The organism is Lysinibacillus sp. VIII_CA (assembly GCF_049943995.1).
GTDB lineage: Bacteria > Bacillota > Bacilli > Bacillales_A > Planococcaceae > Lysinibacillus > Lysinibacillus pinottii.
The window spans coordinates 157,051-169,891 of sequence record NZ_JBNFXM010000007.1 but is presented as its reverse complement, the minus strand read 5'-3'; the positions used below and the strand labels follow the sequence as shown (position 1 = coordinate 169,891).

Here is a 12,841-nt window from a genome sequence, read left to right as displayed (position 1 = left end):
AATAGGAAGGGTTTCGCACACACTATACCTTTATAAGTGGTTCCTCTATTTTAGTGACGGCATTAGCCATATGTGTAGTTGCTATATAGCTAAGTGTCATACCAGGTCCAATCGTTGCACCTGGTCCTGGATAGGTTTCCCCCATAATAGACGCTGAGCAATTACCTGATGCATACAATCCTTCTATTGGTTGGCCATCCTTTTTCACAACACGAGCAAATTCATCCACTACTACTCCACCCTTTGTACCAATATCTCCAGGATAGAGACGCAAAGCATAAAATGGAGCTTTCTTTAACTCTGCTAAATTAGGGTTAGGTAATGTCGGGTCCCCGTAGTAATTATCATAAGCACTATCGCCTCGATTAAAGTCATCATCATGACCATTGTGTGCAAAGATGTTAAAACGATTGACCGTCTCGACTAAGTTTTCTTTCGGCACATCCATTTGCCTCGCAAGATCCTCAATCGTTTCGGCACTTTTCACGATTCCATGGTCATACCAGCTTTTCGGAAACGCTTGTCCAGGAAACAGTCCTGTAAAAATATAACGGCTTTTAGCAGCTGTATCAATAAGTATCCAGGAAGGTACAGCCTGCTTCGTCTCCTCTTGATGTTTGTACATTGTATCTACAAACTCATGATAAGGTGCTGCTTCATTGACATAGCGTTGTCCTGCACTATCTACAACCACCATATTAGGTACACCCCTATCAGCCACAAGGAAGAATGGCTGTCCTTGTGGATCAATAACAGAAGGTGCTCCCCATACCTTATCCATTAAATCGAGAGTAGCTCCAATTGTCACACTAGGTTCAATGATATCCCCTGTTTGCCCCACAGGTGAAGATGTCCAAGCAGCATTAGTAGGAGCTGGTAAATACTTTTCCCTCAATGCCTGATGATGTGAAAAGCCACCCGACGACAAGACAACACCTCTTTTTGCCTCTATCCGCTGCTCTTGTCCATCACGTTCAATTATCACGCCAACTACTCTTTCATTATCCATTATGAAATTTTTAAAAGCCGTTGATAACCAAAGCTCTCCATTTGCTTCGGCAAGTGATAATCGTAGACGAGCCACTAATGCTTCACCTAGCGCTACTGGCTCGCTCTTTGTCACCTTAGATTTCACTAAACGTATTCCTAATCTCAATGCTGTTGTTTTCCCTTTGAACGTTCGCGTAATCATATTGACCTTATGAAACTCGTAACTATTCATCGTAAAGCCTTTGGTCGATAGAGTTGCTCGACGCATATGATCAGCTAGTGAGCCCATTTTTGTTAAATCGAAAATAAGTGGTTCAATGGAGCGTCCCTGCGACAAACCACCCAATTTTTCAGGATAATAATCGGAATAGCCTTTGGCATATTGGAAGCGCATATGGTTCGTTTTATTGTATAAAAAACGCAACATTTCTGGCCCTTTCGTGATATAAGCTTCCTTTAACGCTTCGGGTACACGATCACCTATTGTGGCATCTAAATATTGGCGTGCAAGTTCATGTGTATCTGGGACACCTTCACCTTTAATAACATGATTATTGGGAATCCATAAGGCACCACCAGAAATTGCAGAAGCACCACCATAACGATCTGTTTTTTCAATGACTAATGATTTCAATCCTTGTAATTTTGCTGATAAACCTGCTGTCAATCCCGCTGCTCCAGACCCTACTACAACTACATCAAAACTTGCATCCCACTTCATTCAACCATTCCTCCCCTATGAGCTAAATCGATGAATATAATCTCCCTCTTAAAGAAGTATAGAATTAAACTAATTTTCAGTCAATTTAATAGGTTCGCCATTTTCCTACATAAAGCTGACATCCCATTTCAAGAAAGTTTGCTACAAGCATATTCAACTTTACTTAGCATATATTTGAAAAAACGACTTTAAGTTTATGATGAGGCGGGGGATTTTACAGGTGAGTGCAATGATACTTGGTGGATTTCTATTTTTCAGTGTGAGCTTTGGTGGCGCAATTGCCTGGATTTTCTCTAAGCTATTTCAACATACAACACAAGGGCTGTCATTATTATGTGGTGGTTTTCTAGTAGGCCTACTCGTTCTAGATATCATTCCTTCTTCCTTTCAAATCTATCAATCATTTGGAATTATACTCGGTATTTTTATTGGCTATTTCATTTTTCAACTGTTAGATACTTTATTCCATGCTTCTCATGCGCAAAATCCCTCTGTCTCCCTACTAACCCTTGCCATGATTATTCATACCATACCCATTAGTCTTACTGTTGGCAATTTACTTGGTAATGCAGCACTAAGTATTTCTCTCACAGCCTCCATTATTCTTCACCATGTTCCTGAAGGTTTTGCCCTATCAACCGCACTCATTTCTCAGGGCGAGAGGCTATGGAGACTTTTTATTTATTTCTTTATCTTCTCTGTCTTTTTCAGTATTTTCATCTGGTTTGGGCAATATTGGGCATTACCCGAAAAGGCACAGGGTATCTTAATGGGCATATCTATAGGGTTGATTGCCACAGCCAGCATCTCTGAATTCATTTTGCATCAACTAAGGTATGTCTCGTTCAGATCATTTTTTATGTATCTCATTTTAGGCTATCTCCTAAGCTATATCTTCCATACACTGGTCGAATAGACTATGAAATTAAAGTAAAACCGTTTATTCCTACTTGCTTTGCCATGAGCTGCGAGAAAAAATGACAAAGGCCATCGAGAGTGAGCTTTTCGACGACCTTTGCCATGAATTCAAGTAATCCACAATCATAAGGTGGATTGCTTTTTATTGTTATTCCTCGTCACTTAATTCCATTAGTGTGAGTGTAAGAATTTTTGAAACCTCTGCACGAGTAAGATTTCCTTTCGGATTAAACTTACCATTCGTACCATTTAAAATCCCTAATTGCTGCAATAAACCAATAGACTCTACTGTTTCCTTGCGCATTTGATTTTTATCTGTAAATGTATTGGTCTTGCTTACTTTAGAAAGATCCACTTCCATAGCTTCTAAATATCTCGCTGTCACGTATGCCATTTCCTCACGTGTAACAGGTTTTTTGGGCTCGAACTTACTACCATCGAAAATATCAATTAAGCCATACTCTTCTAAAATGGCTACTTCCTTCGCACCCCAAAAGCCGTTAAGGTCCGTATAAGTAGCTGGTCCTTCATAATCTTCATTTACATCTAAACCTGATGCTCTGAAAATAATAGCTGCCAGTTCTCCACGAGTAACTTGTCCATTTGGATTAAATGTTGTGGCAGATGAGCCATTTATAATATCTGCTTGATAGAGCAATTGAATATAGCTCTCTGCCCAATGTCCAATTGCATCCTTGAAGTACCCACCTGGTTTTAATTCCACATCTGCACGAGCAAATACTACTAACATACTATTTAAATCTGCCGCACTTATAGCTTCCCATTTATTTGCCGTAAAGATTTCACTCTTAAAGCCATTTCCAGTTTGCGTAATTCGAATTTGAATAGCGTTACCGAATAATTTCTTAATTTCTTCATAGTTTTCCGTAAAATCTTTTTCGCCTTCCGGATAAAGATTTGTACCATCTTTATAGGATTGAAGAATCGCCTCTAGTGAAATTTTCACGGTTATATTTGTATTTGTTGTAACGATTGTAACCTCATTATTTTCATAGCCTACCTTAGATAGTAGTAATATTTTATAGATATCTTGATAGGACATGGCTTGTAATTGATCAGCAGCTGCTACTGTTTGCTTTTGATGAATCAAATTTGCAACATCTACCGCTTCCTGTGCATACGCTTGTCCACCCAATCCTCCTGTAAAACATACAATGCTTAGTGCTCCGGCTAACATTATTTTCTTCATTACTATTTCCTCCTTTAATCTATAAATTCAGTGTACTAAATCAATAGTTTGTATTTCTATAAAAATATGTAAATTCTACAATAATTATATAAAAGACCTATTTTCGTCCTATTATAATAGGACTACCTCTATTTTCACTCACAGCAAAGACCATTGAAGAAATAAGATAAGTTTTTATGTTATGTATGCATAGGCTAGTCATTTACAAAACATCATTCCCCTTATATATGCTACTAATGTAATAAATATGAAAAATTAGGTATAAAGTAACTAGTCCTACATTGAATCACCATTGACATACAATAGTGAAGATTAACCTTCAGGAGGGTGCTAAATGGTTATTACCCCTGGTATTTCAGATTTACCTTATAGAATTCAAGTAGATGGAACAAAGCTGTTCACCTTGACTGCAGAGGAAATAACATGGGAGCTAGTAAATGGGATATTCATTCAGGTATGGGGCTACAATGGTTCTACACCCGGTCCGACCATCCGCGTTTTTCCAGGGGATCGTGTTTGTATTCGTGTAATTAATCGGTTGCCCGAAAAAACAAGTGTACATTGGCATGGCTTAATGGTGCCAAATGCTATGGATGGTGTACCACCTATTGAACCATCCCCTTTTATTGAACCGGGGCATTATTTTGATTATCACTTTACGATAAAAAATCCACCAGGGACGTATATGTATCACTCTCATGTAAATGTAGCTGTGCAAGATAATGCTGGCCTATTAGGAGGGTTTATTGTTGAAGATCCAAGCAAACAGAACCTTTCACAGCACAAAGATTATTTATGTTTATTACAGGAATGGGCAGTTGATCAATTACCCTGGGGGGCTCTTACGAAGGGCACGTATCCTTTAAATTTTAAGAAGCCAGAATTTAATTTTTTTACGATGAACGGGAAGTGCTATCCCTTCACCAAATCCTTATCTGTAAATTTCGGTGATACAGTAAAAATTCGTTTTGGCAATATCCAAATGCATCACCATCCCATCCATTTGCATGGCCATCAATTTCATGTTGTTGGCGCAGATGGTTTTCCAATTGCTCGTCATACCCAAATCGCAAAAAACACTATTCTTGTGGCATCTGGTGAAACGTGGGATATAGAATTTCTGGCCAATAACCCAGGCATTTGGCCTCTCCATTGTCATATGCCTCACCACGTTACCAATAACGGCGCTCCTGATGTTGGCGGGATGTTTACCACAGTGGATTATTGTTAAGACATGGACAGCTTAGTTGCTGTCTTTTTTATTTCTACAGTTATGTTTAGTCGATATTGGGTACATACTTGTAAAGGAGCAAGACCACAAACTTTATATCATTATAATAATAGAGGCTATCATTTGATTTTATATTACCTAAAGAAGTAGTATGGAATAGTATCGAAGGATTTTTTACATATCCACACTATTATATTAATGTAACAATTTTAAAGGAGGAATTTCGATGAATTATCAAAATATTACGGTCGCAGGTAGCGGTGTCTTAGGAAGTCAAATTGCTTATCAATCTGCTTTTAAAGGTTTTCAAGTAACCATTTACGATATTAACGACGAGGCGTTGAAAAATGCACAGGATCGTATTACAAAATTGAAACCACTTTATCAACAAGACTTAGGAGCTACACAAGAAGAAGTAGATGCTGCCTATGCTCGACTAACATTTAAAAGCGACTTAGCACAAGCTGTTGCTGATGCTGATCTTGTAATTGAAGCAATCCCTGAAGTTGTCCAAATTAAAACAGAATTTTATACGAACCTTGGCAAAGTAGCACCTGCCAAAACAATTTTTGCGACTAACTCATCTACTTTATTACCTAGCCAATTTGCAGAAGCAACAGGCCGTCCTGAGAAATTTTTAGCTCTACATTTTGCCAATACTATTTGGAAAAACAACACAGCTGAAATTATGAAACACCCAGGCACAGATATGAAAGTATTCGGTGAGGTTGTTGCATTTGCACGTGCAATCGGCATGGTTCCACTACCATTATATAAGGAGCAACCTGGCTATATTTTAAACTCATTGCTCGTACCATTTTTAGATGCCGCCGAATCTTTATTAGTAAAAGAAGTGGCAGACCCGGAAACGATTGATAAAACATGGATGATTGGTACAGGCGCGCCTCTTGGTCCATTCGCCATCTTAGACATCGTTGGTATCAACACTGCCTATAACATTGTTGAAGCAAAAGCAACGGCTACTGGTGATGAAAACATGAAAAAGCTTGCCAACCTACTGAAAACAGAGTACATCGAAAAAGGTAAGCTCGGTCGTGCAACAGGTGAGGGCTTCTATACCTATCCAAACCCAAGCTTTGCTAAACCAGATTTCTTAAAAGGTTAATGAAAAGAGAGCAATTGTCCACAAACAAGGATAATTGCTCTTTTTTTGGCTTAGGTGAAGAAATCCCAAAAGCTAGGGGTATTGATAAATTCCTTTGTCGCAAGTTTTTCAATAATTTTTAATTTAATCTCCTGCTCCAAATCTTCTCTTTCCTGATAGCTTGTCTGATGGAGACATTGTTTAATTTTAGGTGAAAAATTCTCGATGAATTGAAGTGACTCCTCGTGATAGCTATTTTCCCTTTCCATCCCTTACCCCTCCTCTTTACGAAGCTTTTGTTGTAGTTTTTTTAATGCCTTTCGATGAAGATTCGATATATTTTGGGGTGTTGTTTGTAATGTTTCAGCAACAGCTTTTATCGAATAATCATGAGCATAAATCATTTCTAAAATTTGAAGCTGCTTATCCGTTAAGCTTTTCAAAGATTGAAATAATTCTTCATTTTCAACAGCGTCTAATAACCCTTCTTGAATGATTTCGTCCTTTCTCACCATCCCAGTCTCAAATAGACCATCGTCTACAATTAATAAGAAACGGTCGTGTAATCTTCTCCTTTTTTTATCAAAATCCAAGCTATAGAAATAAATTAAATTACTGACATATTTTATTTTTTGAACATTTATATAGTGTAATTGAAATGTTTCATCAACCAATTTCATATTACAATCAGTTGGATATAAGATTGCTTTTTCAACCAAATAAAGGTTTTTAGCATTAGCCAAAAAGCTTTTGATAATTGGATTTTTTATCTGTTCCATATTCCTGCCAAAAAAATTCTCGATTTTATAGTTCTCGTTTTTCATCATCATCACTCCTATCTATCCGCCTTCTTGCTAAATAAAGTGACTATCATCTATCTATTATAAACCAAAACAAGAACGAATGTTCTTAAAAATCAAATTAATATTGTTTTTATTTAACTTAAAACCACTTTTACATATGTAAGACACAACATTGGTGAAGGAGGAAGATGTCATGCTAACACCCGAAAATATTCAAATGTGGATGAACTTAATTGGTAATTCAGGATTTCCAATGGCCATCACCATCTATCTCTTTATGCGATTTGAAAAGAAAATGGAAAATTTAGAAGCTGTCATCATCAGAAGTTTAAATAAACATGAGGAATAGTAAAAAAAATACGGCAGCATCCTATTAATGAATGCTGCCGTGTGATTTCGCTCTGTCTATGCATACAATATATGTAAAAATAAATATTTCTGAGATGGGAGGGGATTATGATTACTCACAATACAATGGTATCAGCCGATATAGCCATAACCATTTTTTTCATGCTAGGCATCACTTATAATTACTTTTATGATTCATTCCCCATTCAAATTGAATACTTGGGCAATCTTGTATTTTGGCTGATACGCCCATTATCAATCATTATTGTTGCGCTAAGCTTATGGTTACTGAAAAAGAAAGTAAGTATGGTTAGCACTTTATTAGCTCTTTTTATTGCGGTCATTACTTTATTCATTGTATTGTTTTTTTGAATTTTGCATAAATGCCTTTGAAGTTTGGATTTACTTCAAAGGCTTTACATATAGAACCATATAATCTTCATCAAAGCATTGTTGGTCTATTTTTAAAGCTCTCTTCTCTGTCCCGAACATTAGAAAGCCTAATGATGTGTACAGTCCTTTTGCCGATTCATTAGAAGATACTACGGTTAAGTTAATCTGCTCTACATCGGCTAATTGCTTTCCTTGCTTGATTATTTCCTGCATCAAACGTTTACCTAAGCCATGCCCTCGCTTTTTGGGAGACACATAAACAGCAAAAATACTTGCCTTATGCTTTAGCTTCATTTTGCTTTCCTGCACTAATGTGGCAACCCCACACAACTCATTCTGATCAAATGCTCCGAAGGTAAGAGAACCTTGCGCTTCCAGTCTACTTGCAAACAACTCAAGCGCCATATCTTTTTCCTCTTCAAAGCTTGAACCAAATGCCTCAGGATTTGTTTGTAATCCCTCTAATCTTAATGTTCGATAGGATGTAGCATCTTGTGCTGTTAATAACCTAATTTCCATATGTCTTCCCCTCCCATTTCTATTGATTGCTAACAACGTTTTTAAAACGTTAAAAACTTTTTTCTAAAGTAACATCCGTAAAAATTGTTCAAAATGAACACCTGCCTCGCGCGGTACTTGCTCCTTGGAAGTCGCTTCAATAGCAGCTGCTAAAAACGTCTCTGCTAGCTTCATGGATTCCACTAAATCCTGCCCACGCATCATGCCGCCCATAATAACAGACGCAAATAGATCACCCGTGCCTGAGTAGCTTTCACCATTATAGTCACGAATACTATGGAAAGACCGCTCCGCATCGACAAACATATTGCCCACATAACGCTTGCCCGCAGCTGTTGGTGGATTCAAGCCAGTTATAATGACTTTTGCACCAGTGGCCTGTTGGAGCTGCTGACCCGCTTCTTCTAGGACCTGAATATAATCTATTTCATGCTGATAGCTTTGCATCCTCTCAAACGACAAACCTGTGAGCAAGCAACATTCCGTCACATTTGGCGTAATAATGTCGGCACACTTTACTAGCTCCTTCATTCGCTCCAGTAAGTCGCCCGTAAACATTTTATATACCTCACCGTGATCCCCCATTACAGGATCAACTAGCAAGGTTGTATCTGTTGAGTGAAACACGCCTAAAAAACGAAAAATATTATCGATTTGCTCTTTCCCTGTAACAAAGCCCGTATGAATGCCATCAAAGCTCGCCCCAAGTTTGCTCCACTCATCCATAAAGTAGTCCATCCTTGAGGTTAAATCCTCACAATAAAAGCTCGAGTATCCTGTTTGCGCCGTTAAAATCGCAGTTGGCAATGGCACCGCCTGCATACCCATCACAGATAATACAGGCATTGCAGCCGTTAACGAGCACTTCCCAAAGGATGACATATCCTGAATTACAGCCACTTTTTTCATCATACATTCCACCTAACTCATCCTGTTTATACTCACCTCATCGTATCACAATTCGTAAAATGCGAAAATATCCATCAACTGACCTCTAACTTTTTTATAAAATTGACACTTTTACAACAGTCAGTCCTTTGCTAAAGTAAAAATCATCAAAATATTCATCATAGTGAGGAAGATAAAGATGCAAAATATACAAAGATCATCCTATACAAGACCACGCACGAAAACATTTGATTTAGTCATTACAGCTATTTTAGCGGCACTTGTTTTCGTTGCAACCATGTTTATTAATCTAAAATTACCTTTTGGTCAAGGTGGACTGATTCACTTAGGAACATCCATGCTGTTTATCTCAGCCATTTTATTTGGTCCAAAAAAGGGAGCACTTGCAGGAGCCATCGGAATGGGCTTGTTCGATATCGTAGGGGGCTGGTTAATTTGGGCACCCACTACTATTATTTCACGCGCATTACAAGGCTTTATCGTTGGTAAAATTGCTTGGTCAAAAGGATATAAAGGCGACCATATTGGTTTAAACATTTTAGGGGCTGTTGTATCCATGCCCGTAATGATTGCCGTCTATTATATCGGGCAAGCGATTATGTTCAATAGCTGGATTGCACCGTTAGCATCCATTCCTGGTGATGTTATTCAAAACATGGTTGGCCTAATTATCGCTATTCCAGTATGTGTCGTTCTGAAAAAAACCCCCTATTTCAAAAGGAATTTTTAATATAAACACGCCATCCTGCTCATTTATTTTGCAGCTCGAATGGCGTTTTTTCTTTCCTCGTATATAGAAAACGGCTAATTTTCAGGATAACGTGAAATTAGCCTCGATCATTTTCATACTATATGGTGGAGGTGGTAAAAATGCCAAGAGTAAAATACCGTGATGCAGACGTTGCATTAATGGCAAGGATGATGCGAGCAGAGGCTGAAGGTGAAGGGCAGCAAGGTATGTTATACGTAGGCAATGTGATTGTCAATCGCGCTGTTGCATCTTGCTTAGACTTTAACGATGTTAGAACTATCGAGCAAGTGATTTATCAAGTGCAAGGAGGAAATTATTCATTTGAAGCCGTTCAAAAAGGCAATATGTTTTACCAACGTGCCAGAGAAACGGAAAAAAGATTAGCCAAACAGAACTTAGACTTCTGGCGTCAGCACCCAGCCAAATACGCCCTTTGGTACTTCAATCCGTATGCCCCATGTCCCCCAACATGGTACGGCCAACCGTTTACAGGGCAATTTAAAAATCATTGCTTCTATGAACCAGCACCAGATACTTGTGAAAGTGTTTATATGGGGTAAGTCGTTGAAAGAGGAATACCTTATTTTACAGGTATTCCTTTCATCTATTTGACATTTTTTTGCCTGCTCTCATACGCTGTTCCTTCAATAATAGTACTCCCATCAAGCCAATGGCGGAGAATAAAACTGGGGTGAAAAACCCATAGTAGTACCCATCCCCTAAATAACCTGAAGTGGATTGAAAATAATCCAACACATAGCCAAAAATAATCGGTAGTAATGCAGCGCTTAAAAAGCCTCCCGTATTCGCAAAGCCAGAAACGATACCAGATTCACTGATAGGAAAAGTTTGGCGAACCGCCGCGAACGTTAAGGCACTTGCTCCATATCCAAAGCCGATGATGAAGAATAGTATAATAAGTAAATAAAGGGACGGATGCCCCTTCCGTAAGAGAAAGGATAACCAACTCAATAAAACAGCCAATTGAACACCTATATAAGGCTTCTTAATCGTTTCTAGCCGGCCAGCTAGCCAGCTTGTTAGAGGAGCCCCGATAAGTGCTCCAAAAAGACCAATCATAATTAGCTGACTGGCCTCTGGACGTGTCATCTCATACAAATGGATTCCGTAGGGAACAGCCCACGAACTGATAAAGCCAACATATCCCCCAACAACCCCAAAATGGCAAAAAAATAAAGCCCAAGCTTGTCGATTTAAAAATATTTTCCGTAATAAAACAGACGTTTTCTCACGTTGTAGCACTTCAGCTTCCACTATCGATTTTACTGAAAAGATACGTTTCGCATTTTTAACAAGTACAAAATAAAGAAGAACACCACATAAACATAATAAGAGTCCCGTTGAAAAAAATGAAATTCTCCAACCCAATAAAAGAATCAAAGTAGCAAAAGGAACCGTCGCCAATAAGAACCCTAGACTACCTGTCATACCTGCAAAGCCAATTAAACGAACAAATTCCTTCTTCTGAAACCATTGTGCCAAAATAAGCACCATATTCACCCAAATGGTCGCGTCTCCTATACCAGTAAGTATTCTAGAAAAAAATAGGATGAATTCATGTGTACCTAGACTATACAGAATCGTGCCTAGCCCTGTAAGGATAGCACCCATTATAAGAAACAAGTTCGGTCCAAACCGATCAGCTAAAACCCCCATCGGAATTTGTAAACTCGTATACACAAAAAATTGGATACTCGTCAATAGCCCAATGGTCGATGCCATCACCCCAAAATCGCTCATCAATTGGTCTGTAATTAACCCGGGAGCAGTTCGTTGACTGGCCATTAACAAATACGTAAACAATACCGCAACAAACACAACCCATCTATACCTGTGATGTTGTTTGTCCAATAATCACTACTCCTATTAGTTTTTACCTTATGTATATGAATTGGTGGTTGGGGGGAGACCTTTTTTTGCCAGTGTCACATTTAATATTTCAAACCTATTTCAAAAATTTCAAATAACCAATTGCACCCAACTGCAAGCTAAATGTTGGAAATATATGGACCATATTTAATTTCTAGAAAATTGAACTTAAAAACACATAAAGACCTAGGTCCTAATGGATGAGGAAAAATCACATAAACTGGATGGTCTAAAAAATGTTAAACCCTTTAATATATAACACGTAGGTTGCTTAACATCCTTACAGACCTTTTTAGTAGGGAAACATCGCTTTCCAGCTAAACATGTCCTATCGCCTATTTTTCAGAAACATATTTTGAAGCCGGAGATGATATATTTATGGACTATGCAAAATTAATAGACCACACATTACTTTCACCTAATACGACCGAAAAAGAAATCATTCAATTATGCCAAGAAGCCATACAATACGGGTTCGCATCTGTATGCGTGAATCCTACATGGGTGAGCTTATCTGCTGATCTATTACGTGAGTCGGATGTGAATATATGCACAGTAATAGGATTTCCTTTAGGTGCAAACACGACTGAAACGAAAGTATTCGAGACTTTAAATGCCATTGGTAACGGAGCCACCGAAATAGATGTAGTGATGAATATAGCAGAATTAAAAAATAACAAAAACAACATGCTAGTGGAAAAAGAAATTTCAATGATTGTCAACGCTGTACAAGGAAAAGCGCTAGTAAAAGTGATTATAGAAGCATGTCTCTTAACAGATGAAGAAAAAATTCGTGCATGCCAAATAGCCGTAAAAGCTGGCGCCGATTTTCTTAAAACCTCCACAGGTTTTTCACTGCATGGAGCAACTGCTAAAGACGTTGCGATAATGAGACAAGCAGTCGGACCAAATGTTGGGGTAAAAGCTTCTGGCGGAGTAAGTACCATGGAAGATATAAAATTTATGATAGATGCAGGTGCCTCAAGAATAGGCACTAGCTCTGCTGTAAAAATACTTCGTTAAAAGTGAAAAAAACCGTCCAAATGGGCGGTT

General features: G+C 38.3%; 15 protein-coding genes. 8 read left to right on the top strand and 7 right to left on the bottom strand.

Annotated elements, in window-relative coordinates; translation table 11 throughout:
• Positions 1 to 22: 22 nt before the first annotated feature.
• A complete protein-coding gene (locus ACP3VS_RS12170; protein WP_036217870.1) occupies positions 23 to 1,711 on the bottom strand; it encodes an FAD-dependent oxidoreductase in 1,689 nt (562 codons plus the stop codon).
• Between the two features lie 229 nt (positions 1,712 to 1,940).
• On the opposite strand from ACP3VS_RS12170, the gene ACP3VS_RS12165 reads away from it, so the two are divergent.
• Positions 1,941 to 2,627, top strand: coding sequence for a ZIP family metal transporter (locus tag ACP3VS_RS12165; protein WP_227256897.1), 687 nt, complete (start codon positions 1,941 to 1,943; stop codon positions 2,625 to 2,627).
• 150 nt (positions 2,628 to 2,777) lie between these two features.
• On the opposite strand, the gene ACP3VS_RS12160 is transcribed toward ACP3VS_RS12165, so the two are convergent.
• Entirely contained in the window at positions 2,778 to 3,839 is a 1,062-nt protein-coding gene (locus ACP3VS_RS12160) for an S-layer homology domain-containing protein (protein WP_036217869.1), read from the bottom strand.
• Between the two features lie 334 nt (positions 3,840 to 4,173).
• On the opposite strand from ACP3VS_RS12160, the gene ACP3VS_RS12155 reads away from it, so the two are divergent.
• Positions 4,174 to 5,070, top strand: coding sequence for a copper oxidase (locus ACP3VS_RS12155; protein WP_012292295.1), 897 nt, complete (start codon positions 4,174 to 4,176; stop codon positions 5,068 to 5,070).
• A gap of 226 nt (positions 5,071 to 5,296) precedes the next feature.
• A complete protein-coding gene (locus ACP3VS_RS12150; RefSeq protein WP_426388814.1) occupies positions 5,297 to 6,196 on the top strand; it encodes a 3-hydroxyacyl-CoA dehydrogenase in 900 nt (299 codons plus the stop codon).
• A 50-nt stretch (positions 6,197 to 6,246) separates the two neighbouring features.
• On the opposite strand, the gene ACP3VS_RS12145 is transcribed toward ACP3VS_RS12150, so the two are convergent.
• Both ACP3VS_RS12145 and ACP3VS_RS12140 read right to left on the bottom strand, forming a co-directional pair.
• Complete coding sequence (locus ACP3VS_RS12145; protein ID WP_012292293.1) at positions 6,247 to 6,444, bottom strand: hypothetical protein; 198 nt, start codon at positions 6,442 to 6,444, stop codon at positions 6,247 to 6,249.
• 3 nt (positions 6,445 to 6,447) lie between these two features.
• Complete coding sequence (locus ACP3VS_RS12140) at positions 6,448 to 6,999, bottom strand: sigma-70 family RNA polymerase sigma factor (protein ID WP_036160539.1); 552 nt, start codon at positions 6,997 to 6,999, stop codon at positions 6,448 to 6,450.
• Positions 7,000 to 7,171: 172 nt separating this feature from the next.
• On the opposite strand from ACP3VS_RS12140, the gene ACP3VS_RS12135 reads away from it, so the two are divergent.
• Together ACP3VS_RS12135 and ACP3VS_RS12130 are read left to right on the top strand one after the other, a co-directional pair.
• Positions 7,172 to 7,327 carry a YvrJ family protein gene (locus tag ACP3VS_RS12135; protein ID WP_080695160.1) on the top strand — a complete coding sequence of 52 codons (156 nt, stop codon included), beginning with the start codon at positions 7,172 to 7,174 and terminating at the stop codon, positions 7,325 to 7,327.
• Between the two features lie 107 nt (positions 7,328 to 7,434).
• Entirely contained in the window at positions 7,435 to 7,698 is a 264-nt protein-coding gene (locus ACP3VS_RS12130; protein WP_426388811.1) for a hypothetical protein, read from the top strand.
• 30 nt (positions 7,699 to 7,728) lie between these two features.
• On the opposite strand, the gene ACP3VS_RS12125 is transcribed toward ACP3VS_RS12130, so the two are convergent.
• Both ACP3VS_RS12125 and ACP3VS_RS12120 read right to left on the bottom strand, forming a co-directional pair.
• Positions 7,729 to 8,238, bottom strand: coding sequence for a GNAT family N-acetyltransferase (locus ACP3VS_RS12125; RefSeq protein ID WP_031417740.1), 510 nt, complete (start codon positions 8,236 to 8,238; stop codon positions 7,729 to 7,731).
• 63 nt (positions 8,239 to 8,301) lie between these two features.
• Positions 8,302 to 9,150, bottom strand: coding sequence for a pyridoxamine kinase (locus ACP3VS_RS12120; protein WP_012292288.1), 849 nt, complete (start codon positions 9,148 to 9,150; stop codon positions 8,302 to 8,304).
• A gap of 175 nt (positions 9,151 to 9,325) precedes the next feature.
• Between ACP3VS_RS12120 and ACP3VS_RS12115 the strand changes: the two genes are divergently transcribed.
• A complete protein-coding gene (locus tag ACP3VS_RS12115; protein WP_012292287.1) occupies positions 9,326 to 9,877 on the top strand; it encodes an ECF transporter S component in 552 nt (183 codons plus the stop codon).
• A 140-nt stretch (positions 9,878 to 10,017) separates the two neighbouring features.
• On the top strand, positions 10,018 to 10,458 hold the full coding sequence (locus ACP3VS_RS12110) for a cell wall hydrolase (RefSeq protein ID WP_025116607.1): 441 nt from the start codon (positions 10,018 to 10,020) through the stop codon (positions 10,456 to 10,458).
• A 40-nt stretch (positions 10,459 to 10,498) separates the two neighbouring features.
• Here the strand turns inward: ACP3VS_RS12110 and ACP3VS_RS12105 are convergent, their stop codons facing one another.
• The gene (locus ACP3VS_RS12105; RefSeq protein ID WP_426388808.1) at positions 10,499 to 11,770 is read right to left on the bottom strand and encodes an MFS transporter; all 1,272 of its coding nucleotides are present in this window, start codon (positions 11,768 to 11,770) and stop codon (positions 10,499 to 10,501) included.
• 396 nt (positions 11,771 to 12,166) lie between these two features.
• Here ACP3VS_RS12105 and deoC point away from each other — a divergent pair, with 396 nt between their 5' ends.
• Positions 12,167 to 12,811 (top strand): deoxyribose-phosphate aldolase, encoded by a 645-nt coding sequence (gene deoC / locus ACP3VS_RS12100; RefSeq protein WP_031417744.1) that lies wholly within the window; start codon positions 12,167 to 12,169, stop codon positions 12,809 to 12,811.
• Positions 12,812 to 12,841: the final 30 nt, after the last annotated feature.

Bases quoted from the DNA above. Each gene is read 5' to 3' on its own strand.
- ACP3VS_RS12170 (WP_036217870.1), bottom strand. From the start codon at position 1,711: ATGAAGTGGGATGCAAGTTTTGATGTAGTTGTAGTAGGGTCTGGAGCA.
- ACP3VS_RS12165 (WP_227256897.1), top strand. From the start codon at position 1,941: ATGATACTTGGTGGATTTCTATTTTTCAGTGTGAGCTTTGGTGGCGCA.
- ACP3VS_RS12160 (WP_036217869.1), bottom strand. From the start codon at position 3,839: ATGAAGAAAATAATGTTAGCCGGAGCACTAAGCATTGTATGTTTTACA.
- ACP3VS_RS12155 (WP_012292295.1), top strand. From the start codon at position 4,174: ATGGTTATTACCCCTGGTATTTCAGATTTACCTTATAGAATTCAAGTA.
- ACP3VS_RS12150 (WP_426388814.1), top strand. From the start codon at position 5,297: ATGAATTATCAAAATATTACGGTCGCAGGTAGCGGTGTCTTAGGAAGT.
- ACP3VS_RS12145 (WP_012292293.1), bottom strand. From the start codon at position 6,444: ATGGAAAGGGAAAATAGCTATCACGAGGAGTCACTTCAATTCATCGAG.
- ACP3VS_RS12140 (WP_036160539.1), bottom strand. From the start codon at position 6,999: ATGAAAAACGAGAACTATAAAATCGAGAATTTTTTTGGCAGGAATATG.
- ACP3VS_RS12135 (WP_080695160.1), top strand. From the start codon at position 7,172: ATGCTAACACCCGAAAATATTCAAATGTGGATGAACTTAATTGGTAAT.
- ACP3VS_RS12130 (WP_426388811.1), top strand. From the start codon at position 7,435: ATGATTACTCACAATACAATGGTATCAGCCGATATAGCCATAACCATT.
- ACP3VS_RS12125 (WP_031417740.1), bottom strand. From the start codon at position 8,238: ATGGAAATTAGGTTATTAACAGCACAAGATGCTACATCCTATCGAACA.
- ACP3VS_RS12120 (WP_012292288.1), bottom strand. From the start codon at position 9,150: ATGATGAAAAAAGTGGCTGTAATTCAGGATATGTCATCCTTTGGGAAG.
- ACP3VS_RS12115 (WP_012292287.1), top strand. From the start codon at position 9,326: ATGCAAAATATACAAAGATCATCCTATACAAGACCACGCACGAAAACA.
- ACP3VS_RS12110 (WP_025116607.1), top strand. From the start codon at position 10,018: ATGCCAAGAGTAAAATACCGTGATGCAGACGTTGCATTAATGGCAAGG.
- deoC (WP_031417744.1), top strand. From the start codon at position 12,167: ATGGACTATGCAAAATTAATAGACCACACATTACTTTCACCTAATACG.